The organism is Sphingobacterium kyonggiense (assembly GCF_039536825.1).
Taxonomy (GTDB): Bacteria; Bacteroidota; Bacteroidia; order Sphingobacteriales; family Sphingobacteriaceae; genus Sphingobacterium; species Sphingobacterium kyonggiense.
The window spans coordinates 81410-105628 of the sequence record NZ_BAAAZI010000006.1; the positions used below are offsets into that span (position 1 = coordinate 81410).

Below are 24219 nucleotides of genomic sequence, written 5' to 3' on the forward strand. Positions count from 1 at the left end.
CACATGAAGCCCACTATTGGGCTTTTTTTTTGTGCCATAATTAGCTTAAATTTATAGCATGAAGAACCTACAGAACCCGATTTGGCTTATGAGCTCAGCCTATGACCAGCTTAGTCAAGATCAACTTTTAGAAAGTGCATTAGCTGCAGGAGCCCAAGGTATTGATCTTTGTGTTTTCCGTAAAGATGGTACGCGTCAAGACCATACAGCTACTCATTTAGAATATGAGGATTTCGGTCCAGAACAAGCTAAACAAACAATCCAGAAATTTAATGATAAAGGCTTAAGACTTTCTCTTGGTGCCTTTGAAAATATGATTGGTGGTGAAGAGGCAGAACGCGTGAAAAATCAGAACCACCTGCTTAAATTAATTCGTATTGCCCATCTTTTAGGGGGTGATGAGAATGATGTCATGGTTGGGACTTTTGTTGGTTATAACCATGATTTGGGAAATCAGATTGATGGTTTCCAAAAGAATTTAGATGAATACAAAAGGGTATTTGAGCCCATTGTGAAATATGCGGAAGATCTTGGGGTGACTATTGTTTATGAGAACTGTCCAATGGAGGGCTGGAGGTCCTCTCGTTATACCAGTACTTACAATAACCTTCCGGGTGTATTGGCGGCAAGAAAGCTCATGTATGCCCTGATTCCAAGCAAGGCTCATGGTGAAATATACGACCCTTCGCATGATATTTGGCAAAATACAGATCCGGTAGATGTTATTGATCAGATGGATATAGATCGGTTAAAGCGTATTCATGTTAAGACCACTAGGATGAATGCAGATAAGGGTTCTATTGAATGGGGTGGGATGTATCCAATGCAGTATGTTGATCCAGCATTAGCGGCTAAAGCAGGTGTTAATATCCCACAACACGATTGGGATAGGCATCATTATACAGCGATGCTTCCAGGTTTTGGAGGAACAGATGATATGGATTGGAATTCATTCGTCGAGATACTTCACGATAGAGGCTTCTCCGGGCCGTTTGAGATCGAGAATGAGGCCAAGAACTCCAAGGATACTCATAACATGGCTGCGATTAACCAGGGGGCTAAAAATACCGTTAATTTCCTTGCGCCACTTTTATGGGAATTGGGAGATAAGGGTTATGTCTTTTCAGAACAGAAAAGTTTGAAAGATGTGGAAAGAACGGATATCCCAGTTCAGACTATTGATAAGCTGAAAAACTAACAAATAAAAGAAAAGGAATAACTAAATGTTATTCCTTTTCTGTATTCATTTTGAATAAGGAAATCAAATCGGGGATATTGGTAACACCCAATTTTTCAAATATCCTGCTTTTATAGGTGCTGACCGTAGATGAGCTTAAGTTCAACCTACTGGACACTTCGATGATTCCTAATCCTTCGATCAAATGCCTTGCAACATCCATCTCTCGATTGGAAAGTTTAAATAAAGGATTTAAGCTATCCACCTTTGATTTACTGGTTGTCAATTTCTGGACGTATAAATCCTTGATGGCATCAGACATGTATCTACCGCGTTCAAATATGCTGTTTATGGCATTGGTGAACTCAGTCATGCTTGTCGTTTTGTTGACATATCCAGCGGCGCCAGCTTCAATATAACGAAGGGCATACAAACTTTCATCATAAGAGGAGAAGACGAGTATTTTAAGGTCATCTTGGATGTCTAAGAGTTCTCTTATAACTTTAATGTTATTTCCGCCGGGCATATTGATATCTAGGAGCAATAGATCATACCTGTTTCTTTTCAATTCTTCGAAAACTTCATCATAGGTTTGAGCATGCGTAATTTCTACAGCCTTGATGGTTTCTTTAATGGCAGTAGAGACCCCAAGTCTGACAATGATATGATCGTCGGCTATTAAAATTTTTTTCATCGTATTTTTATCTCTAACCGGCATTTTTTTCTGCTTTTTGGCACGGTTTATTCACCAAAAGACAGGGTTTAAATATTCAATTTAGTAGCTAAATAATTTCTTCAAATATAAGGAAAATGTGACAATTCACTTCTCAATAAACATTTTTTTCAAAATGTAGGTTTCAGCCTACCCAATATAGCTAATTATTTTCGATAATATTTTAGTATATCAAGCTAAAGCGTTTTTTTTGTGGATTATTTATGTTATTTTTCAGTTACAATTAACATTTTTCACATTTTAAGACTATTAAATCAATGGGATTTTTAAAAGAATTTAAAGAATTTGCGATGCGAGGTAGCGTAATTGACCTTGCAGTCGGTGTAGTAATCGGTGGTGCATTTGGTAAGATTGTTACTTCTTTAGTAGACGATATTATCATGCCTCCGATTGGTTTTATTACAGGAGGAGTTGACTTCTCCAGCATGAAATATGTGATCAAGGCAGCGGACGAAGCTGCCGGCGTAGCAGAGGTTGCTATAACTTATGGTAACTTCATCAACGTATTGATCCAATTTATCATTATTGCATTCTGTATCTTTTTGGTGATCAAGGGTATTAATTCCCTGAAACGTGAGGAACCAGCAGAACCAGAAGCAGCTCCAGCGCCTACGAAAGAAGAGGCCTTACTTGCAGAAATCCGCGATATCTTAAAAAACAAATAAGTCATCCCACAAATTTAAAAAAGCAGGTTATGGCGGGGATTCCCAAAATAATTTGCTTTTTTTTATTTATTTGGTCTAAAGGTGTTGCGTAATTGTGAAATAAACTTTATTTTTGCATTCCTCTTTTGAGGGATAAATTGATTAAAAGTATAAAAACAAGCATAAAAGCGTCATGAAGAGAACATTTCAACCTTCGCAAAGAAAAAGAAGAAATAAACACGGATTCAGAGAGCGTATGAGCTCAGCTAATGGTAGAAGAGTATTAGCTTCTCGTAGAGCTAAAGGAAGAAAACGTCTAACAGTTTCTGACGAATACCGTCACAAAGGTTAATCGAAGAAATTGCCGGTGAGGGTGAGACCGTGCTAATTCAGCCGGCTGAACAGTCATCGCAATGAAACAATATACATTCACAAAAGAAGAACGATTATGTAGTAAGAGGTGGATAGACCATCTTTTCCATAATGGTTCTTCTTTTGTTGTGTATCCTTTCCGGGTAGTATTTGCCCAGTCTCCACAAGAATTGCCCTTCCCGGTACAGGTCATTCATTCTGTATCCAAGCGAAAATTTAAAAAGGCCGTTGATCGCAATCGTTATAAAAGACGCATGCGTGAAGTCTATCGTCTAGAAAAAGAAAGCTTATACGCACTTTTGACGGAACATTCCCTACATTTGTTTCTTGCTATTCAGTATATCAGCCAGGAGGATATTGCTTTTGCCGATATGCAGATGAAAATGCAGCAACTTATAGAAAAACTGAAGAATGAACTTGTTAAAACTAATCTGGGAAAAGGGGATTAAGCTTCCATTGAAGTGGCTTTTTCTAGTGGTTATTCGTTTTTACCAGTTATTTATTTCACCATTCTTGGGTGCTTCTTGCCGATATTCACCGACTTGTTCGCAATATGGAAAAGAGGCGATTTTAAAATATGGCCCATTTAAAGGGGGCTGGTTAACCATCAAACGGATTGCACGTTGTAATCCATGGGGTGGACATGGCCACGACCCTGTACCTTAGAACATGACAACACCTAGCTTTATCCTTTCCATAGAAACCGCAACACCGGTTTGTTCTGTATCCATTTCTAAAGATGGTGCTCCTTTCGTATGTATAGAAAGTCCTGAGCCCAACATGCACGCTAGCGGATTAACTGTTTTAATTCAAAAGGCCATTGAGCAAGCTGGGATTACATTTTCCGATTTATCAGCGGTGTCAGTTAGTATGGGGCCCGGGTCTTATACAGGCTTACGAATAGGCGTGTCAGCCGCAAAAGGATTATGTTACGCCTTGGATATCCCTTTGATTGGAATCAATAGCTTAGAAGCGATGACAGCGGGTTTTCAGGCAAAATCTACACTTGATACGAGCCTCGTTTTGTTGTGCCCAATGATCGATGCTCGAAGACAAGAGGTTTATACGGCTTTCTTTGATTTGGAGAAAAACCAACAAGAGAATACTCAGGCCCTTATTGTTGATGAGCAAAGTTTTGATTCCTATTTGGAAAAAAACTATGAAGTGTATCTTTTTGGTTCTGGAGCAGATAAGTTCGAGTTGCTATTCGAGGATAAACCAAATATCCATATTGTTCCAAAATTTGAAACATCTGCTATTTATCAAGATAAGCTTGCTTATGATAAGTTTCAAAAGCAAGAATTTGAAGATGTGGCCTACTTTGAGCCTTTCTATTTAAAGGATTTTGTGGCAACCAAATCGAAGAAGAATTTATTATCATAACCATCGCTTGCGTTTGAACCATAGGTAGATAATAACGGCCAATAATAGCATTCCGAACATCACCATGGGATACCCATAGTACCATTCTAATTCGGGCATGTTTTTGAAGTTCATGCCGTAAATTCCTACTATAAATGTCAGTGGCATAAAGAACACGGAGATTATGGTCAGCGTACGCATAATCTCATTGGTATGGTTTGATTCGATATTGAAATATATAGATAAGAGCTGAGCGGTGTTTTCCGATATATTGCGGTATAAGGTATTCGTCCGCGAATAAATATCCCGCAGATCCTGGGTATAGATATTTTGGTATTCAGGCATATGGAAGTAGTCCACAATGTCTTTATAAAGTGTTAGGATAATCCGGATTAAATCTACCTGTCTCTTCAAGTAGTAAACTTTCCGCATAAATGGTTTTCTTCGGTTGTGCAAGAAAACAATCTCCTCATAACTATCTAATTTTTCCGAAAGCTCATTCATAATGAGATCCTCAAAGGATTTGAGTGAGGATGAAACTAAAGTGTTGACTAAGCTTTTACTGGATTTTAGTTTCTTATTACCCTTATCTAACTCCATGAGGTTGTTTAAAAAGTCGATTTCATTACGGTGTACCGTAATAAGGAAATCCTGATCGTAGAATAGGGAGATGCGATTTGTAATGTCGGTCAGGGTATCAGAACTTTCTGGGAAATGGCTGGTTATGGTTCTTAGAATAAGGAAGTGGTAGCTCTCAAATTCTTCAATCTTTGGTAAATGACCAATTTCCAGGCAATCCTTAATTGAAGCATCATTGAGGTCGAACTTTTCTTTTAAATGTTTGAAATCCTCAATGGAAGGATTTGCAATGTCGTACCAGTCAAAGCCGTTTTCTTCCTTACTCAGTATTTGCCTAACCATATTTTCGAATTAATGATGGAAATTAGGGAGATTTCCTTAGAAATCAAAGTTCATAAAGACCAATATTCTGACTGATGGGAGTAGGGATTTGGAGAATTAATGGAATAGATGCATAATAAAAAAGGTGCTTTTCATTGAAAAGCACCTCTAATGATAAAATTTCCGTCTGTCTTATTTCTTTGCAGAAGCGTTTTTATCGCTATATTCTTTGTTTAGGGCATCGATTACCTGTTTGGTGATGTCCATGGATGGTTCAGCGTAAAGAACGGTTGGGTTAGTTTTAGAATAGGTTAAAACTAATTTGTATCCTTTTTCTTCGGAGTGTTTTTTCAAGTATTCCGTAACTGCTGAATATACTTTTGAGAATTCTGTTTGTTCTTCTTGAGCGATGTTAGCAGATGCATTTTGATCCATACGACCTAGGTCACCTTGAAGACGAACAAGACGCTCTTCAGTAGCTTGGCGTTCCGTAGCGCTCATGGTACCACCTTTTTGTTGGTATTCTGCTAATTCACGTTGGTAAGCTTGTCCTTTAGCTTGAAGGTCATTTTGTGCTTTTTTTACTTTTGCCTCTAGCTTTGTGCGGACATCTTTATAGTATTGGTATTTTTCAGAAAGAGAATCTGAATTTACATAAACGATTTTTTCTTCTTTAGCTACCTCTTGGGTACTTGTAGCAGGGGTGCTGCTTGCAGGCGTTTCCTTGCTCGCTTGCTGATTACATGAAACGATAGCCGCCGTAGCAACTACACCTAAAGTCAATTTTACTAATTTATTCATTCTTTTCTTGTATTTCGATTTTCTGAAGAACAAACCTAAGATAAAAAAATGAAAAATAAGTACATCTTGCTTTAAAAGGCAAAAAAAGCCACTTATTTGATGGTTTTTTTTCTATCCATTTCATGGTATTTTTAGGTTCTTAATGTTTGATTTATAAGGTTATTTTTCGTATTTTTGAAAGTTAATCAACAGTAAATTTTAATACATTTTCATGAGCGAAGAAAACAAAAAACCGTCAACGTATTCAGCGGACAATATTCAAGTTTTAGAAGGATTGGAAGCAGTACGTAAGCGTCCTTCCATGTATATTGGTGACACCGGTCCGAAAGGCTTACATCACCTGGTTTATGAAGTAGTCGATAACTCCATCGACGAAGCTGTTGCCGGTTATTGCGATGATATCGTTGTAACCATTCATAAGGACAACTCTGTTTCCGTAAAAGATAATGGACGTGGTATTCCAACAGGGATCAACAAAAAGGAGAATAAATCTGCCTTGGAGTTAGTAATGACTGTATTGCACGCTGGAGGTAAATTTGATAAGGATACTTATAAGGTTTCCGGAGGTTTACACGGTGTAGGGGTATCCTGTGTGAATGCTTTATCAACCCTTTTACGTGCAGAAGTGCACCGTGAGGGTAAGATCTTCTTGCAAGAATATATGCAAGGAAAACCCCAGTTTGAAGTTAAAGAAATTGGAACAAGTAATGATACGGGTACAATTGTAACTTTTCATCCAGATCCGGAGATTTTTACGACTACAATCGTTTATAACTATGACACCTTGGCTAACCGCCTGCGTGAGCTATCATTCTTAAATAAAGGTATCCGTCTAACGTTAATCGATGAGCGCGATATTCAAGATGATGGTAGTTTCCGTAGTGATATTTTCTTTTCAGAAGGTGGATTACAAGAATTCGTGAAATTTCTAGACGGTAACCGTACATCATTAATTCCTGATCCTATTTATGTAGAAGGAATTAAGCAGGGTATTCCGGTGGAATTAGCTTTACAATATAACGACACCTATTCGGAGAATGTTCACTCCTATGTGAACAACATCAATACTATTGAAGGTGGTTCGCATGTGGCTGGATTCCGTAGAGGATTGACCCGTACATTGAAGAAATATGCTGATGATTCAGGTTTGTTGAAAAATCAGAAGGTGGAGATTGTTGGTGATGACTTCCGTGAAGGATTAACTGCTGTTATTTCTGTAAAGGTTGCTGAGCCACAATTTGAAGGGCAGACCAAAACTAAATTGGGTAACTCCGAAGTAATGGGAGCTGTTGATGTGGCTGTAGGGGAGATTTTGAGTGCATATTTGGAGGAAAACCCACGCGAAGCAAAACTGATTGTACAGAAAGTAATTGTTGCTGCTCAAGCACGGGCTGCAGCTCGTAAAGCTCGTGAGTTGGTGCAACGTAAAACAGTTATGGGTGGATCTGGACTTCCAGGTAAACTTGCTGACTGTTCTGACAATGATCCAGCTAAATGTGAGATTTTCTTCGTCGAGGGAGATTCAGCGGGTGGTACTGCAAAACAAGGACGTGACCGTCGTACGCAAGCAATCATGCCGTTACGTGGTAAAATCTTGAACGTGGAGAAAGCTATGGAACATAAGATCTATGAGAACGAAGAGATCAAAAATATGTTTACAGCATTAGGCGTTAGTATTGGTACTGCAGAGGATTCTAAAGCATTAAATACAGACAAACTTCGTTATCATAAGATTATCATCATGACGGATGCCGATGTGGATGGATCCCACATTGCTACCTTACTATTGACGTTCTATTTCCGTTACATGAAGGAATTAGTAGAGCGCGGGTATGTGTACATTGCTACTCCTCCATTATATATGGTGAAAAAAGGTAAGGATTTTGAATATGCATGGACAGAGGATCAACGTTTAGCAGCCATTCAACGTCTTAAAGGGGCAGGAAAAGAGGATAGTGTACATGTTCAACGTTATAAAGGTCTTGGAGAGATGAACGCGGAGCAGCTATGGGAAACTACCATGGATCCTGAAAGACGTACTTTACGCCAAGTTACCATTGAGAATGCGGCAGAATGCGATCGTATTTTCTCTATGTTAATGGGTGATGAGGTAGCTCCTCGTCGTGAGTTTATTGAAAGAAATGCTCGTTATGCTAAAATTGATATTTAAGCTTAATCAGTGAAAATAAAGAACAAAGGATGATCAAATGGTCATCCTTTGTTGTTGATATATAGGTTATTATTCGTATTTTGAATTTCAAATAGGCTTATAATTATGAATGTTAATTTGTCTGAGCGAATAAGGATATGTAGCTATTTACTTGTTTCCTTCTTATTTCTTTTTAAAGTAAATGCCTATGGGCAACCGGTTCATTTTGATGAAAATTCTGACTTAGAGTCCCATCTCACTGTATCAAAGAATTCAGGGAAATTGATTTTCATTGATATGTATACAGATTGGTGTGGTCCCTGCAAGCGTATGGATGCTGAAGTGTTTTCTCAAGAGAAATTAGGAAAGAGGATGAATGCTGAATTTATCAATGTGAAGATTAATGCCGAGAAGGGAGCAGGAATTTCCATTGCAAAGAAATATTATGTAACTAGCTATCCCACTTATTTGTTTTTAGACCATGAAGGCACTTTAATCCATAAGGCTACCGGATTTATGGAGCAAGATAAGTTAGGCAAGCATCTCACAAGAGCACAAGAGAGTTTGACATCCAAGGATAACTTGAAAAATCTGACACAGAAATTTGAATCTAATAGAAAAAATTCAACCTTATTTTATCAATATCTTAAGAAAAGGACCCTATTGGGCTTAGATAATGCGGATTTGATGGATGAATACGTTTCTCTAATCGGAACTCAGGAAGCGGCAAAATTACCTAATCTTCAATTAATAGCGGATAATGCTTCATTTAATGCAAGAAGCCTAAAATTAGGTAAAGCATTGGATGTTTTGATTTCACATTCTTTTGCCTATGACTCCTTGGAAAAGAGTGAAGATTTAGAAACATACGTACAGATGGCCCAATTGAATTCCCTAAACCGAGCAATTGAGAATCGAGATGAAGCATTACTTGAAAAAGTTATTAGCTACAATAAATACCTTGATTTAACTGTTTTTGATGAGGAGCAAGATGATGCTATTCGATTAAGGTACTTTTATGCCACTAAGAACCCCGAACAGTATAAGAAAATTGCCAGAATCTTTTTAGAGGATAAATTACTTAAATTGAGTCAAGACTCCTTATTGAAGTTGGATGGTTTAATCTACGAATCTGTTAAAAAAAGAATGGAAGGTCGTTCGAAGGAACCTCTAAACCCTGAACAGAAAAAACATTTATTGACCTATAGACATACACAAACAATAGCAGTAAATCGAGGTATTCTGTCAGTTTGCCAACGCTGGATGGAACTAAACCCTAGATCCAACGAAATGTCCCAATTGATTAATTGGATGGAACATTCCATGAAACTAATGGAATTAGATCAAGATTACTATCATAATATTATTCCTAAGAGTCTTTCTCTACTGGCCAAAATTCAATATTTAAAAGGTGATAGACAGTTAGCAATTTTAACTAAGAAAAGAGCTATTGAAGCTTTAAAAGCCCGTGATTTTGAGGCTGATCAGGAGCTAATCCATGATTGGGAACAGGAATTATTAGCCATGTAATATCTTTTCTTGTATATTAATCTTATTTAGAGACAGTTGTTGTTAAATTTAAATTAACTTTTAAAACTTAAAGTGTATTTTTGATTAAATTAATTTCTAATTAATATACCATGCTTATTTTTGAAAAATCCAATTGGATGTTTTGAAAATTTATAAAGTATGGTCTATAAACTTGTGTTAATATGTTTTATGTTGCTAGTTATCAATATCAGCATTAATGCCCAAGAACAAGAGAAGGTAGAATCAGAAATACTAAATGAATTAGAGCTATCGGAGGCAAATGAAGATTTTGCAGAACGAATAGACGAATTAGCATCTTTAAAGGACAATCCATTAGATTTAAATCGAGTAAATGAGGAAGAACTAAGCCAATTGTTTTTTCTAGCTGCGGAACAGGTCATGGCTTTTTTTACTTATCGCCAAAAAGCAGGTCCATTTCTCGCTATCCATGAACTTCAATCTATACCTGGATTTGATCTCCATACCATAAATCTCATCTTACCGTATGTGAAAATTTCTTCAGCACAGGATGTGTCAAAGGATATCTGGGAATTAACGAAATCGAGAGGTAAGGGTTGGGTTATGGGAACCTATGGACGTGTCCTTGAAAATCAAGAAGGTTATATCCGTCAAGGAGATGCTCGCTTACGTTATTTAGGATCGGCTGATAAAACTGCCGTTCGATTCAGGTGGAATCAGAAAGACAAATTATTGCTCTCTTTAAACTTGGAAAAGGACGCGGGAGAGCCTTTTTCCATGGACTCTGGTAAACTAAGTTTTGATCATTATTCAGGATCAGTTTACTATCGTGATTTGCAGAGGGGGAAACACCTGGTTGTAGGTGATTATCATGTGCAATTGGGGCAAGGGTTGATGATATGGACAGGATCTCAATTTGCAAATCGGAATAGTCTTGCACCAGTTTTACAACAGCCAATAGGTATTAGGCCACATACAGGAATGATGGAGAGTAAGTACTTGCGAGGTGCAGCGGGTTCCTGGAAAATTGGTGCACTTACCTTAGTTTCTTTTCTTTCTTATTTGCGGCAAACCGGCAGAATTGAGGAAGCTGAAGATGGAAGTCAATTTATCCGAAGCATGCAAAGCAGTGGTTTACATCGAACAACTACAGAATTAAAAAATCGGGCTTCTTATGCTATTTCTCATGCCGGTTCAGCTATCATGTATAATCTTTCTGCCTTTAAGATCGGTGTGGGGTTATTACATATGGAGCTTGATAAGCCCTATTCCCCTCCGATTAGAAAATATAACCAAAATAGATTTCGAGGAAGACAGCTAAGCCAAGTACAGATGAATTACCAATACAACTGGAAAAACCTGTTGTTTTATGGTGAAACGGCACATAGTATAGGTTCTGGTTGGGCGAACTACCATGGCATGAGTGCTGCATTAGGACGAGCTTATTCCTTAAATCTAAGGTATAGAAACTATGGCGGGAACTATAAACAAACTTATGCACAGTCATTTCAAGCACATGGGACTTTGGGCAATGAAACAGGATTTTTTGGAAATTTTGGTTTTCATCCAAATAGAAAGATCAGTTGGGTAAGCAGTTTTGACTATGTGAAGTTCGGACAACCATTATATCGGGTTGATTTACCAAGTGCTGGATACCTCCTTCAATCCCAATTGATGTATTCTTGGTATAAGAGGGGACATGTTCGATTTCGATATCAATACAAATGGTATCAGCAGAATTTTTCTGCCTCTAATAAAAATCTCTCAGGTTTGGCAAATGCCTTAAGGCAGCAATTTAGAATTCAATTTCAATATCAATTAACGGAACGATTTGGTATTGCGAATCAATTGGAAGCGAAATTCCATGGGAAAGACGCAGAGAAGAATCAACAAGGGTTCTTGGCTTATCAGGATATCTCCTGGCGTGGTTTGAAGAATTCATGGCAAAGCAACTTTCGTATTTCCTGGTTTGATGTAAACGGTTATGATGCGCGCATTTTTACCTATGAGCGAGATCTACTTTATGCATTTTCTTTTCCCTCATATTATAGGCAAGGTTTTCGGACTTACCTAAATCAGAAATGGCGAATTAGCAAAAACCTAGATTGTTGGCTTCGTTATGCTTTAACCTGGTATCCAAAGGAAGAGTCAATTGGCTCAGGATTAGACAAGATTATTGGAAATAAAAAATCAGATATAAAATTTCAAATTCGTTATCAATGGAAATAAGAGAAGATGGACAATCCGTACTAAAAATGCGGATTTTTATCGTGTTATTGATTAATCTCATAGCAGGAATTATAGTCGGTAGCTTTGTTCAATGGAACATTTCACTGCAATTTGTTTTATTAGGTCTAGTAGGGATATTAATAGTTCTGGCAGGAATTAGAAATAGAGGTAGTGGTCTGTTTTTAAGGGGTAAAATCTTAATAATAATTCTATTTATTTCTTCCATGCTCGTCATGAGTTTGCAGATGCCCAAGCAGCATGAATTAGAAATCAAAGATGGAAATTTTGTTGCGGAGGTGATTTCTATTCCTATGCATACGAAGAAACAAATACGCTGTTTAATGCAAGTAAAAAGCGCATCAGATGGTAAAATTGAGCATGATATTAATTTAAGGGTACTTGGCGTCTTTTGGAAAGATAGTGCTGAAAATCTAGACTTACATATCAGTGATAAGGTACAGGTCACTGGTAAATTGAAAGCCATGCCTCCAGCTTATAACCCTCACCAATTTGATTACAGCAAATATATGAGAAATAAGGCCGTCTATTACTCCTTGGAAGGTCAGGTTTCGAAAATGAACTTATATGCCAATGGTAGTGTTTGGAATTTTCTCCGAATAACCAAGGGATGGCAGCAGCAATTCGTCCATAAATTTAGCAATTACATCAAAGACAAAAATGCCTTAAATATGGCATCCGCTATTGTGCTTGGTTATCGAACGAACTTTCCAAGTGAGCTAACCAAGATATTTAGTGGGACAGGAACAATTCATGTTTTAAGTATTTCAGGAATGCATATTGGTGTGGTTTTCGGATTCCTGATGTTTTGTTTAGGATTTATGCACCGTTTGCCAAAGGGGCATGTTATGCAGTTAATCGTGATACTTTTATTGGTTTGGATTTATTCGAGTATTGCTGGATTTGCCGCACCTGTATTACGAGCAGCCATTATGATTACACTGATTTCATTTGGAAGATTACAAAACAAGTTTATCTTTTCCACGAATATTCTTGCAGCAACAGCTTTTTTTATCTTGCTCTTTGATCCTCATATGCTGTTCGATATTGGGTTTCAACTCTCCTTCACTGCCGTATTAGGTATTACACTATTTTATCCTTTATTATCAGAATGGCTACCAAAAACAAATTCCTTTTTCATGCCTGTGCAGAAAGCCATATTGGTGTGTATATCTGCTCAGATTTTGACGACACCTCTTACCTTATATTATTTCCATCAGTTTCCGGTTTATTTTCTAATTGCCAATCTCTTTATCGCTATCCCATCAACATTGCTAGTTTGGGCAGGTGGAGTTTTGATGATTAGTCCCATTGAGGATGTAAATAATGGGTTGGGTGTATTTATGGAATATACGTTGAAATATAGTGTCGCGGTTCTTTCTTGGATTGAAACTTGGCCATTTGCAATTATAAAAAACACCTTTATGAACCTTGTGCTAGTGGCAGGTTCTTATCTTACCTTACTTCTCATTCTTTCCGCTGCATATCATCGAATGAAAAGCTATATCATCATCGGTTTAATAGGCTTACTATTCATTATTGTTTATGCCTTGTTTCAACGGGTTCATGATATGCGATATATCGGATTACACATTTATAATGTGCAAAAAAATATCGCTTTTAGCTATATACAAAAAGGTGAGATACTGGTATTTGCAGATAAAGATTCTCTTGATGATAAAAGTTTACAGTATTCCATTTCAGGTGACCTAGACCATTATGCTGATAAAGCCAACCAGCGGTTTGTATCCTTAAAAGATATTCAACATTCCCCTATTTATATTGGAATAGATCCAAAGGTTCAAGTTCAGGTAGGCGAGGTAGAATCTCATGGTTTTCAAATTCCTTGAAAAGTTCTGATACTCCGCGAGAATGGAGAATTTAATGAACATGCGCAAGTTGAACTGGTTATTTTAGATGGTTCAAATTCTTGGGAATATATAGCTAATTGTAGCAGACGGCTGGATTCTCTGAATCAACCCTACTATATAATGAAGGATAATTTTGCGTATGTTTGGGAGAGAAAAATTCATGGAGAAAACAAGTTTAGCCATATTAAAACAATATTGGGGATACGATAGATTTCGACCTCTACAGGAAGAGATTATCCATGAGATTTTATTGGGTAAAGATACCTTGGGTTTGATGCCTACAGGAGGAGGTAAGTCCCTTTGCTTTCAGGTTCCCAGCATGCAAATGGAGGGCGTCTGCATTGTTATTTCACCCTTGATTGCTTTGATGAAGGATCAAGTGGAGAATCTTCGTAAAAGAGGCATTCAGGCGGTCGCTATTTATTCAGGGATGACTTATCGGGAAATCGATATTACCTTGGATAATTGTATTTTCGGTAATATAAAGTTTCTGTATTTATCTCCGGAGAGGTTGTATTCTGAATTGGTGCAAGAGCGGATACGGCATATGAAGGTTAACCTATTTGCTATTGATGAAGCGCATTGTATTTCACAATGGGGTTATGATTTCAGACCACCATACTTAGAACTAACAAAATTAAGAGAACTACAACCAAAAGTTCCTTTCTTGGCATTGACAGCTACTGCTACACCACGAGTCGTTCAGGATATTCAGGAGAAATTAGGTTTTAGTGAACAAAATGTGTTTTCTAAAAGTTTTCGTAGGGAGAATTTGGCCTATATGGTCTTTGAAGAGGAAAACAAGATGAACCGTATGCTACGAGTTATTAAAAAAATGGGTGGCACCGGAATCATTTATGTCCGTAATAGGAAGGAAACACAAGAGGTTGCTCGTTATTTGTTGAATCATGGCGTACCTGCAGATTTCTACCACGCTGGTTTAAATATGCAGGAGCGGATGAAAAAGCAGGATGCTTGGACGCATAACAAAACTCGAGTGATTGTTGCTACGAATGCTTTTGGAATGGGGATTGATAAACCTGATGTTCGATTTGTTATTCATTTGGATATTCCTGATTCCCTGGAAGCTTATTACCAAGAAGCAGGTCGTGCAGGACGAGATGAGAAGAAAGCATTTCCGGTTTTGTTATATGACCAATCGGATAGAGAAAGACTTTGGGAGAATTTGGAAAATGATTTCCCTGGAATACCTTTTATTCAACAGGTTTATCATCATGTCTGCAATTATTATCAGATAGCTTATGGAGCAGGGAAGGATCAGGTCTTTGATTTTGATTTAGTGGATTTTTGCAAACGTTATAAACTGGAGGTGTTAAAAACTATCAGTGCCCTTAAGTTTTTAGAGAAGGATAAATGGTTAACAGTGAGCGAAGCAGCATATATTCCTTCTCGTTTTAAGTTTGAGGTCGACTATCAAGAACTTTACAAGTTTCAGGTGCAGAGTGCTCTTTTTGATCCTTTAATTAAAGCAATTCAACGTTCCTATGGAGGTACATTTGATTTTTTTGTTCCTTTAAATGAATTTGAATTAGCCAAGAAGATTGGTAAATCATATGAGGATATTGGTAAAATGCTGAAGCTAATGCAGCAACAAGAAATTGCCACTTATATTCCAAAAACTGATTCTGCACAATTGCAGTTCTTACAAGCTCGTGTCGATTATAAGAACCTATATATTGACAGTCAATTTATAGCTTCTAGACGTGCATTCCGTGAAGAACAATTAAAAGCCATTTATCAATACTTAGATGAGAAAGTATGTAGGAGCATTTCCTTACAGCGATATTTTGGAGAACAAGAAGTAGAACCCTGTGGTCAATGCGATCTTTGTGTAACAGCAGCCTACAAGGGTGATGTATCTGCAAAGGTTGAAAAGGAAATACAGCAAATACTCATTGCTCAACCATTAGACATTCATGAGCTCATGGACCGTTTAACCATAGGAAAGGAAGAGATCCGAATTAAAACCCTTCGTAACTTAATGGATAATGGACAAATTCGATTAGAAAATGGTATCTATTCATGGATTGTTTTTTAAATAAATAGGTCCAAGCTGTTAATTGCTCTAAATAACACTGTATTTCCCCTAAAATCAGTTAGTTGTTGCGGAAAAGTTCCATTGATTACTTTTTGTTTTGTCAAAAAAAGTGATAACTTTAATATCAACCAAATAAACTTTCTATGGAACAATTTATTATCTATTTGCCTGCAGCACTCGCTGTTTTAGGCTTGCTCTTCATGCTTGTAAAAGCACAATGGGTAAATAAACAAGATGCTGGTGATAACCACATGCAGACGATTTCCAAGAGTATTAAAGAAGGTGCTATGGCCTTCTTAAAGGCGGAATATCGGATTTTGTTCATCTTTGTTATTATTGCCTCAATTGCCTTATTCTTTGTATCAACTATTGTAGAAACGACGCATTGGATTATTGTGGTTGCTTTTATCTGTGGGGCATTCTTCTCAGCACTAGCTGGAAATATCGGAATGCGCATTGCGACCAGTGCCAACGTTCGTACTACCCAAGCGGCAAGAACGAGTTTACCACATGCATTAAAGGTTTCCTTTTCAGGTGGTACAGTAATGGGCCTTGGAGTAGCAGGACTTGCAGTATTAGGATTGAGTATTTTCTTTTTATTGTTCCTCAAAATGTTTGTTACCGAGGGAGGTAACTTCACCCATGAAATGACCGTTGTCTTAGAAGCATTGGCTGGTTTTTCTTTAGGGGCTGAATCTATTGCTTTATTTGCTCGTGTGGGAGGTGGTATTTATACCAAGGCTGCTGACGTTGGAGCAGATTTAGTAGGTAAAGTAGAGGCTGGTATCCCTGAGGATGACCCTCGTAATCCAGCTACTATTGCCGATAATGTGGGTGACAATGTGGGAGATGTGGCTGGTATGGGAGCTGACCTTTTTGGATCTTATGTAGCGACTGTTCTAGCTTCTATGGTGCTGGGAAATTATATCATCAAGGAAATGGCCGAATCTACCGGTACAGTTTATACTGATGCTTTCAATGGGATGGGACCAATTCTATTACCTATTGTGATTGCCGGTGTAGGTATTTTAGCTTCGATATTAGGAACTTTTTTAGTGAAGGTGACGAGTAATGATGCCAAGGAGGCACAGGTGCAGAAAGCCCTTAATATGGGGAACTGGACTTCCATTCTCTTGACGGTTATTTCCTGTTATTTCTTAATTCAATATATGCTACCGGAAGTTATTCATATGAAGTTTTTCGGAGAAGGCTATAAGGAAATACCGAGAATGAATATCTTTTATTCCACTATAGTGGGATTGGCCGTAGGTGGATTAATTTCTGCTTTCACGGAATTTTATACCGGTTTAGGGAAGAAGCCGGTTTTAAATATTGTACAGAATTCATCAACAGGTGCAGCAACTAATATTATTGCAGGTTTAGCTACTGGGATGAAATCTACGGCTTCTTCGGTATTGTTATTTGCCTTAGCTATTTGGGGTTCTTATACTTTGGCAGGGTTTTATGGAGTAGCAATTGCAGCTTCAGCTATGATGGCAACTACTGCTATGCAATTAGCCATTGATGCCTTTGGACCAATTGCAGATAATGCAGGTGGTATTGCGGAAATGAGTGAATTGCCGAAGGAAGTTCGTCAGCGTACGGATGTTTTGGATTCTGTAGGGAATACTACTGCGGCTGTAGGAAAGGGGTTTGCTATTGCTTCAGCAGCATTGACCGCACTAGCTTTATTTGCAGCCTATGTAACCTTTACAGGTATTGATGGTATTAATATTTTCAAAGCAGATGTATTGGCAGCTTTATTTATTGGTGGTATGATACCTGTGGTATTTTCTGCTTTAGCTATGCAATCTGTTGGAAAGGCTGCAATGGATATGGTGAATGAGGTGAGAAGACAGTTCCGCGAAATTCCTGGAATTTTGGAAGGAACTGGTAAGCCAGAATATGGAAAATGTGTGGATATCTCAACCAAGGCTGCATTACGTGAAATGATGTTGCCAGGAGCGATTACGATTATTACACCTATTATTGTTGGTTTTGTTATGGGGCCAGAAGCATTAGGAGCCTACATGGCAGGTGTTGCGGTATCAGGTGTACTGTGGGCGATCTTCCAGAATAATGCTGGTGGAGCTTGGGATAATGCTAAAAAATCCTTCGAAGCAGGGGTTATGATCAATGGTGAAATGACTTTCAAAGGTTCAGAAGCACATAAGGCTGCTGTTACTGGCGATACTGTAGGAGATCCTTTTAAAGATACCTCAGGTCCATCCATGAATATCCTTATCAAGTTAACTTGTTTGGTAGGTTTGGTTATTGCACCAATTTTAGGTGGCCATGGTTTAACAACAACTGCTAAAAAAGAGAAAGAAGTAAAAACCGAAAAAGTGGTTATGCTGAATAAGGATCAGAAATAATAAGGGTCCAATCAATAAAAAAAACACCGCCTCGAATTATTCGATACGGTGTTTTTTTTATTCATTCAAATTAAGGAATTCAAAATATAAAGGACCCTTATTCTAGTTATTCCTTAATCTTCACTTCTAAGTTTTCAGACCTGGCATTTACAGCAGGATCGTACATGCAATCGATAGTTGTTATTCCCGAGTTGAAAGTACCCACATTGTTTGCTTTGATCTCATAGCTGAAGGTATGTTTTCCCTTGGCCAGGTAATCGAAGAAATAATTGGTGGAGGCATCTTTCAGCGTGAAGTAATAACCTCTCCGCCACTGATATCCCGAAGCCTGATATACCGGCTCTACTCCGGACGGTCTACTGTCCTTCAGGTGAACATAGTTCAGGTTCTTATCTGCAATGACAGTTATTTCAACTTTAATTTTATCGCCTAATCGAACCTCTTTTGCCTCTTCCCACTTTCCGTTCCTTTCGATCAGGTATTTCTTGCTGACCGCAAGTTCATTTGTCGTTTGTTTAACATCTGCTGCAGGTACGAAGTATTGGTGATAGACTCCGCCATAAACCGTGCGGTCATTATTATTGGTCACAGCGATGTTTTTATTGGTGTTCAAATCTTCTTTGCCCCATTCTTTGCTCACCTGACCCAGTACTACTTCATCCAATTTCACATCCTGTTGATCGACTTTCAAACTGATGTTGTTCACAAGGACAAAGTCAGCCGGATTGTTGGCCAGAAGTAGGGCATAGATGGCATCTACGGTCATCCAGGTACTGTACCAATGGTTGGCATTTTTCTTATAGTATAGATACTGCGTGATTCCCATCAGCTTGCTCGGGTCATTCAGCTTGTAGGCCTCTACCATATAGGACTGAAGACTGATATTGTTATATTTATTGTCATTACTGCGCCAGTAGATCCCCTTGTCCTCATCCGTGATCATTTCCTGCTGGAGCCTATTGCGGATCTCGGTGGCCTCTTTTCCCGTTCCGTACAACAGGTTTACCACCCTGGCTTTTGCGGCATCTCCTGCGCTTCCCGAAGCGGATAGGAGCGGGGTGTTCAGTAACCTTGGCTTAAGCTTGTTTAGGTTGTCCTTAGGGATTGTTCTATAGGCCGTCCAATAGTGACGGGCATGTAGGTAGTTCAAGGCCATGGCAGCTCCGGACTTCGGATTGAATACCGCCGTGTCCTTATCCAGGTAATCCATGAGGTTTTGGCTTTTTTGCATCAAACTTGGCTCAATCAACGATTTATCCAATTGTAATACTTTGCCGAACACTTCCAGGATACGGATGGACATATAGGTATCCGCACGTCCTCCCTTGAACCAAGAGAAGCCACCGCTGGAAAGCTGATTGTCCATGATTTTTTTCTCTATCTCCTGAAGCTCACTTGAAATATCGGATTGGAACAGTTTTGCCAATTGTTTCAATTTCTCCTGATCATTTTCAATCTGTCTGATCCATGGCATCTCTTCCAATTTGATGTCCTTCAGGGCAGCATTGGACTCCAGGTTGCCCTTCATTTCCTTGCTGTCGATGGACTTGAAGTAATTGGATATAGCGGGATAGTGTTTTTCCATGTACTGCAGTACCTTCAGTCCGAACCACTTGCTGGCCGATTGTTCGGTACATTCGTAAGGATAGTTTTTCAGGTAGTCCAGAGCGGAAATGATTTCCAGGATCGGATTGCTCTGTACCTGTACCTTGGCCAGAACATTGTCCTTGCCTCCGATCTTGATCTGATAGGTCTTTTCCTGTTTGGCCTTCAACAGTATCTTCTCCGTATCGGTAATCAGGATCTTATCGGACAATATTGGTAGCTCCACGATTTCCCCATCGGAATGTGTGTCCGTGGCTGCAATGACCTTGACCTGTACGGAATGGATATCTGCTGGTATTCGTAGTTTCCAGCTGACAGTACCGTTGTTCTGCGGGTCTACCTGGAACGGAACGGTCAATCCGTCTTCCATAAACCTGTTACTGATATTGTTATTGGTTTCCGGATCGATAAGCTCGATGCGGGCATTCCCTTTCTGGATTTCCTTACTTAGGTTCTGGACCTGCGCTTTGATCAGGATTTCATCCCCTTCCCTGAAATATCGTGGGAGGTTTGGACGCACCATTAGCTGTTTCTGTGTCTGGCTATAGAACGTCGCTGAACCGGCATTCAATTCCTTATCATGTGCAAACAGAAGTAGTTTCCATTTTGTGAGTGCTTCAGGGCTATCAAATTCAAAACGCACCGTTCCTTGCTCATCACTGTAAAGTTTAGGGAAAAAGAAAGCTGTTTCCTGAAGATTCTTACGTGCTTGGACTTGATTAAGTTGATCCTCTGCTTTTTTGTAATCTTTTGTTAAGACAATGACCACCCCATTTGCTCCCCTGCTACCGTAAATAGCTGTAGCATCATCGCCTTTTAATACTTTAAATTCCGCAATATTATCTTTGTTCAAACTATTAAACTGTGCGGCACTGATTACCTCGCCATCCATAACATAAAGCGGTGTTTGAGCGTCTCCTGCTGCATCCGCATTTCCTCTAATAGCAACACCTGGAACTGCACCGGCAAGTGCTTGTTTAGCTGATCCTGTAACTACTATCTCATTTAACTCTGAACTCCTCGACATACTGTCAAAAACGGCCGGCTCTGGAAATCGAATCAATTGACTCCATAAACCATAATTAAAAACTACAGGCAATTCGTTGTCTAAATAATGAAAAGCATCCATACTTTGGAATATATCTCGAGGATAGCTTTCCTCATGAAATCTATTATACCAATTGTAGAAATTCGGCGAACCATAATACGGATACCGTAAAGCAAAGGAATAAGGAAATGCATTTGAACTAAAATCATCTAACGCACTATCATACATCGTAGCCAGAACCTCTGTTTGCATTTTCTTGTCCTTTTGGCTTATGCTAAAGGACCAAGTTTCCTTTTCTCCGGGACTTATTTTATCTCGGAAACTATGTGTTTTAATGCTTAGAGATTTGTCATTTCTATTGATTGGAATATAAATATTCAAGCTCTCAAATTTATTATTTACCAAAAAGACGGCCACATAGCTAAGGTTGTTGTTTACCTCGTCTTTTGCTAGGGTAAAACTGTAGTTTATTGACCCATTTTTCCAAGATAATACCTCTGGGTCCAATTTTTTGCCATTTTTGATTTTATATAGGTATAATTTTTTGGCTTCTGGTTCATCCGTTTGAAAGTTGATTTTAACCAAGTCTCCCGCGGAATAACTGTTACTATCTAAACTGGAAACTAGAAATTCAGACTTATTCGTTTTTTTGGTTACAGGGTCATATAAATTCACAAAACTAGTACCCACAATTGTATCATTTTCAAAGACTGAATAGGCTTTTACCTCATATCGTCCCATGGTAAATAAGCTAGAATCTATTTTCACCAAATTGGTATCGCGAGTGTCGAAATTATAGGAAGCAATTAAAGTCTTCTGCACTTCATTCTTAAAACTGAAATCCGGATCTATATTCTTTGGAAAGTATTTTTTGTATTCCTCTTTGCTTAGAATATGCTTGGTAATGTCACTATAAATATTCTTTTCATTTGCAGGAATAACGACATTTGGTTCGCCATATTTATAAATTTCAACCTTTCCAGAAAATTTTAAAGGTTGGTTATTCTGATTGGTGGTATTGACCCACAATTTTGACCAGCGTGATGCTTCTTGTCTATTGTCAGCTTCTACCTGAATTCGCCAAGGTTTATTACTGAACTGATAAAATCCCATTGCAGTCTGCAATTCCCCTGTTTGGTTAACCACGTCGGCAGTGAATCTAAAGAATGCATTCTCCATCCCCTTATAGGTACTATCCATTAAAGGAATTTTGAACTCAAAATTTCCTTTTTGGTCAGTGGATATTGTATCTGTTGAAATGTTCCTATTTCGGCTATATCGAGAACCAATACCAGAAACTTCAACTTTTATCCGTACCTCAGCATCAATCAAAGGTGCGCCAGAAAGCATTTCAGCTTTTCCTTTAAATATGGCAGTATCTTTCCTGGTATATGTTTCCTTGTTTACCTCTAATTGAACCTTGAAAGTCGGACGCTTATATTCCTCCACCCTGAAATATTTGTTTCCAATTTGTTGATTTTTATAGTATACTTCCATGGAGAAGTTACCGGCCAAGGTATTGCTTGGGAGATTAAAACTACTGTCTGCTGAGCCGTAAGCATTGCTTTTTAGGAATACCGAGTCTATCTTTCTACGGTTGGCATCAAATAAGCGGATTTCAATTTTTTGATCCGCTAAGACTTTTCCTTTTTGGTAATGGTCATTAAAAACCACAGATTTAAAATATAGCTTTTGACCTGGACGATAGATGGCACGGTCCGTCAATAAAAGTGCCTGAATATCTCCTTCTTCGTTTTCTTCGTCATCCGAAGGAACCTCATGAGGAAAATGAGAAATCTCTGCTAATTCAATAAGCTGATCTTCGCCTGGTATAGCGAGATAATAATCCTGAAGATCATACATTTCCTTTTTATCGATGGACTTAAAAGTGAATTGACCCTTTGCATCAGTCTTTAAAGTCTGTATTAATTTGGCTTTAGTGGAATCTGGGAAGTCGTATAAATTCAGTTTTTTATTAGAAAAAGGCTCTCCGGTAACTCGATTAATCAAAATACCAGAATACAAATCATAATCATCTTGTTCATCCGTTAAAGAGGCTTGAAAAAATTGATCACTAATATATATTTGGCTGCTTGAAACATCTTGGTATAATCCATCATCCTTAAAATCCTTGTTATTGGATACTATAATAGTATATTGGCCGTATGCTAATGGATTTAATTTATAGATGCTTATTTGCGATTCGTAGCTATTGAAATCTGTTAATTTAATAGCTTCTTCATATACCAAAGGTGCCTGAATAGATGTTATTTTGCTAATGCTATCGTATTTTATGCTGTAGAATTTTGGGTTCTTAGCCTTAAGGGTGCTATTATATACGCGGATATACAGTGAGTCTAAATTTTTGCCATTAACCTTAATAGGTACATATTGATTTGCTGGTGCGAATTTATTATGGCTTATGCCAACATCAACTTTCTTAATTTCCTTGTAAAGACTATTGACATTTGGCAACCAAGGTGAATTCGGATAATCGGATTTTGCTTGATTTAATAGTTTTATTGCTTCTTCATATTGTTGATTCCCAAATTTTCTTTGAGCTAATAAGTAAAGGAGATAGGCATTAAAATTACTCTTTTGACTATTGATGATTTTTGAAACTTCATCGTTAAAAATTAAATTATTGGAATAGCTAATGTCTAGTGTAATAAAACGAAGGTTTGCTTGTGCATCAGCATAATCGTTTCTTTTATTTAATGCACTGAGATGCTTAATTAACTCATCGATCTTCTTCTTATTTTCCTTTTTTTCGCGCATTAAAAAGGCCAAATAATCTTTCGTGACAAAGTGATATAAAGTAGGGCTTAAGCTAATGTTTTTCTGATCATTTAGCATGGCAGACCATAATCCTATTTTTGATTTTTCTAACTCTTCACGGTCTTGAATGGATAGGCTATAAATGGAATCGATTATCCGCTTCTTTTTATCTTCATCTGCCTGAAGGAAGATGTTGTCTGATTTGGAAAGATATCGGAAATTATTGGAAAGGAGGTAAGAGGCAAAGAAGTTCTGTAATACAGCTTTTCTGAGACCTTTGGATGCGGCAATGTTTGATTTGAAATGCTTTTCTTGGTTCTCGAAAACTTGATCATCAGCCACATTATTTCCCTTTGCTAAGCTTTCTGCCAAAAAAGCTTTGACCCAAGTGCCTTCATCATTATTACGCATAGCCATTACCTTAATATCAGCTAGGATGGGAAGGGTCTGATCATAGTTCTTAATACCAATAAGACGGTTTACCTCTTTCCATTTATCCTCCAGGCTAGTCTGTGCAAGGGAATAGAATGGAACCATACAGGTAACTACAAATACAATAGAGATCCAAAGGGCTTTTTTCATAATCAGT

At 38.1% G+C, this 24219-nt stretch carries 16 protein-coding genes; 12 read left to right on the forward strand and 4 right to left on the reverse strand.

What is annotated here, in order from left to right:
* Positions 1 to 58: 58 nt before the first annotated feature.
* The gene (locus ABD676_RS05235) at positions 59 to 1198 is read left to right on the forward strand and encodes a sugar phosphate isomerase/epimerase family protein (protein ID WP_344673541.1); all 1140 of its coding nucleotides are present in this window, start codon (positions 59 to 61) and stop codon (positions 1196 to 1198) included.
* A 28-nt stretch (positions 1199 to 1226) separates the two neighbouring features.
* On the opposite strand, the gene ABD676_RS05240 is transcribed toward ABD676_RS05235, so the two are convergent.
* Positions 1227 to 1871, reverse strand: coding sequence for a response regulator transcription factor (locus ABD676_RS05240; RefSeq protein ID WP_344673542.1), 645 nt, complete (start codon positions 1869 to 1871; stop codon positions 1227 to 1229).
* A 296-nt stretch (positions 1872 to 2167) separates the two neighbouring features.
* Between ABD676_RS05240 and mscL the strand changes: the two genes are divergently transcribed.
* The 5 genes from mscL (at position 2168) to tsaB (ending at position 4309) form a co-directional block, all read left to right on the forward strand.
* Complete coding sequence (gene mscL, locus ABD676_RS05245; protein ID WP_344673543.1) at positions 2168 to 2575, forward strand: large-conductance mechanosensitive channel protein MscL; 408 nt, start codon at positions 2168 to 2170, stop codon at positions 2573 to 2575.
* A gap of 172 nt (positions 2576 to 2747) precedes the next feature.
* Positions 2748 to 2906, forward strand: coding sequence for a 50S ribosomal protein L34 (gene rpmH / locus ABD676_RS05250; RefSeq protein ID WP_075991291.1), 159 nt, complete (start codon positions 2748 to 2750; stop codon positions 2904 to 2906).
* Between the two features lie 61 nt (positions 2907 to 2967).
* Positions 2968 to 3375 (forward strand): ribonuclease P protein component, encoded by a 408-nt coding sequence (locus ABD676_RS05255; RefSeq protein ID WP_344673544.1) that lies wholly within the window; start codon positions 2968 to 2970, stop codon positions 3373 to 3375.
* Complete coding sequence (gene yidD / locus ABD676_RS05260) at positions 3338 to 3592, forward strand: membrane protein insertion efficiency factor YidD (RefSeq protein WP_344673545.1); 255 nt, start codon at positions 3338 to 3340, stop codon at positions 3590 to 3592. The genes ABD676_RS05255 and yidD overlap by 38 nt, the downstream gene beginning before the upstream one ends.
* Before the next feature lie 3 nt (positions 3593 to 3595).
* The gene (gene tsaB, locus ABD676_RS05265) at positions 3596 to 4309 is read left to right on the forward strand and encodes a tRNA (adenosine(37)-N6)-threonylcarbamoyltransferase complex dimerization subunit type 1 TsaB (RefSeq protein WP_344673546.1); all 714 of its coding nucleotides are present in this window, start codon (positions 3596 to 3598) and stop codon (positions 4307 to 4309) included.
* Here the strand turns inward: tsaB and ABD676_RS05270 are convergent.
* On the reverse strand, positions 4304 to 5209 hold the full coding sequence (locus tag ABD676_RS05270; protein ID WP_344673547.1) for a magnesium transporter CorA family protein: 906 nt from the start codon (positions 5207 to 5209) through the stop codon (positions 4304 to 4306). The two genes, tsaB and ABD676_RS05270, sit on opposite strands and share 6 nt — an antisense overlap.
* A gap of 171 nt (positions 5210 to 5380) precedes the next feature.
* Entirely contained in the window at positions 5381 to 5989 is a 609-nt protein-coding gene (locus ABD676_RS05275; RefSeq protein ID WP_344673548.1) for an OmpH/Skp family outer membrane protein, read from the reverse strand.
* A 211-nt stretch (positions 5990 to 6200) separates the two neighbouring features.
* Between ABD676_RS05275 and gyrB the strand changes: the two genes are divergently transcribed.
* The 6 genes from gyrB to ABD676_RS05305 all read left to right on the forward strand — a co-directional run bounded on the left by gyrB (position 6201) and on the right by ABD676_RS05305 (position 18199).
* Positions 6201 to 8159: a DNA topoisomerase (ATP-hydrolyzing) subunit B gene (gene gyrB, locus ABD676_RS05280; protein WP_344673549.1), complete on the forward strand. Its 1959-nt coding sequence runs from the start codon at positions 6201 to 6203 to the stop codon at positions 8157 to 8159.
* A gap of 105 nt (positions 8160 to 8264) precedes the next feature.
* Complete coding sequence (locus tag ABD676_RS05285) at positions 8265 to 9668, forward strand: thioredoxin domain-containing protein (protein WP_344673550.1); 1404 nt, start codon at positions 8265 to 8267, stop codon at positions 9666 to 9668.
* A 189-nt stretch (positions 9669 to 9857) separates the two neighbouring features.
* Positions 9858 to 11876 (forward strand): ComEA family DNA-binding protein, encoded by a 2019-nt coding sequence (locus ABD676_RS05290; protein WP_344673551.1) that lies wholly within the window; start codon positions 9858 to 9860, stop codon positions 11874 to 11876.
* Entirely contained in the window at positions 11867 to 13744 is a 1878-nt protein-coding gene (locus tag ABD676_RS05295) for a ComEC/Rec2 family competence protein (RefSeq protein WP_344673552.1), read from the forward strand. The genes ABD676_RS05290 and ABD676_RS05295 overlap by 10 nt, the downstream gene beginning before the upstream one ends.
* A 181-nt stretch (positions 13745 to 13925) precedes the next feature.
* Positions 13926 to 15824: a RecQ family ATP-dependent DNA helicase gene (locus tag ABD676_RS05300; protein WP_344673553.1), complete on the forward strand. Its 1899-nt coding sequence runs from the start codon at positions 13926 to 13928 to the stop codon at positions 15822 to 15824.
* A 143-nt stretch (positions 15825 to 15967) separates the two neighbouring features.
* Entirely contained in the window at positions 15968 to 18199 is a 2232-nt protein-coding gene (locus ABD676_RS05305; protein WP_344673554.1) for a sodium-translocating pyrophosphatase, read from the forward strand.
* Positions 18200 to 18305: 106 nt separating this feature from the next.
* Here ABD676_RS05305 and ABD676_RS05310 read toward each other — a convergent pair whose 3' ends face one another.
* Entirely contained in the window at positions 18306 to 24212 is a 5907-nt protein-coding gene (locus tag ABD676_RS05310; RefSeq protein ID WP_344673555.1) for an alpha-2-macroglobulin family protein, read from the reverse strand.
* Between the last annotated feature and the right edge of the window lie 7 nt (positions 24213 to 24219).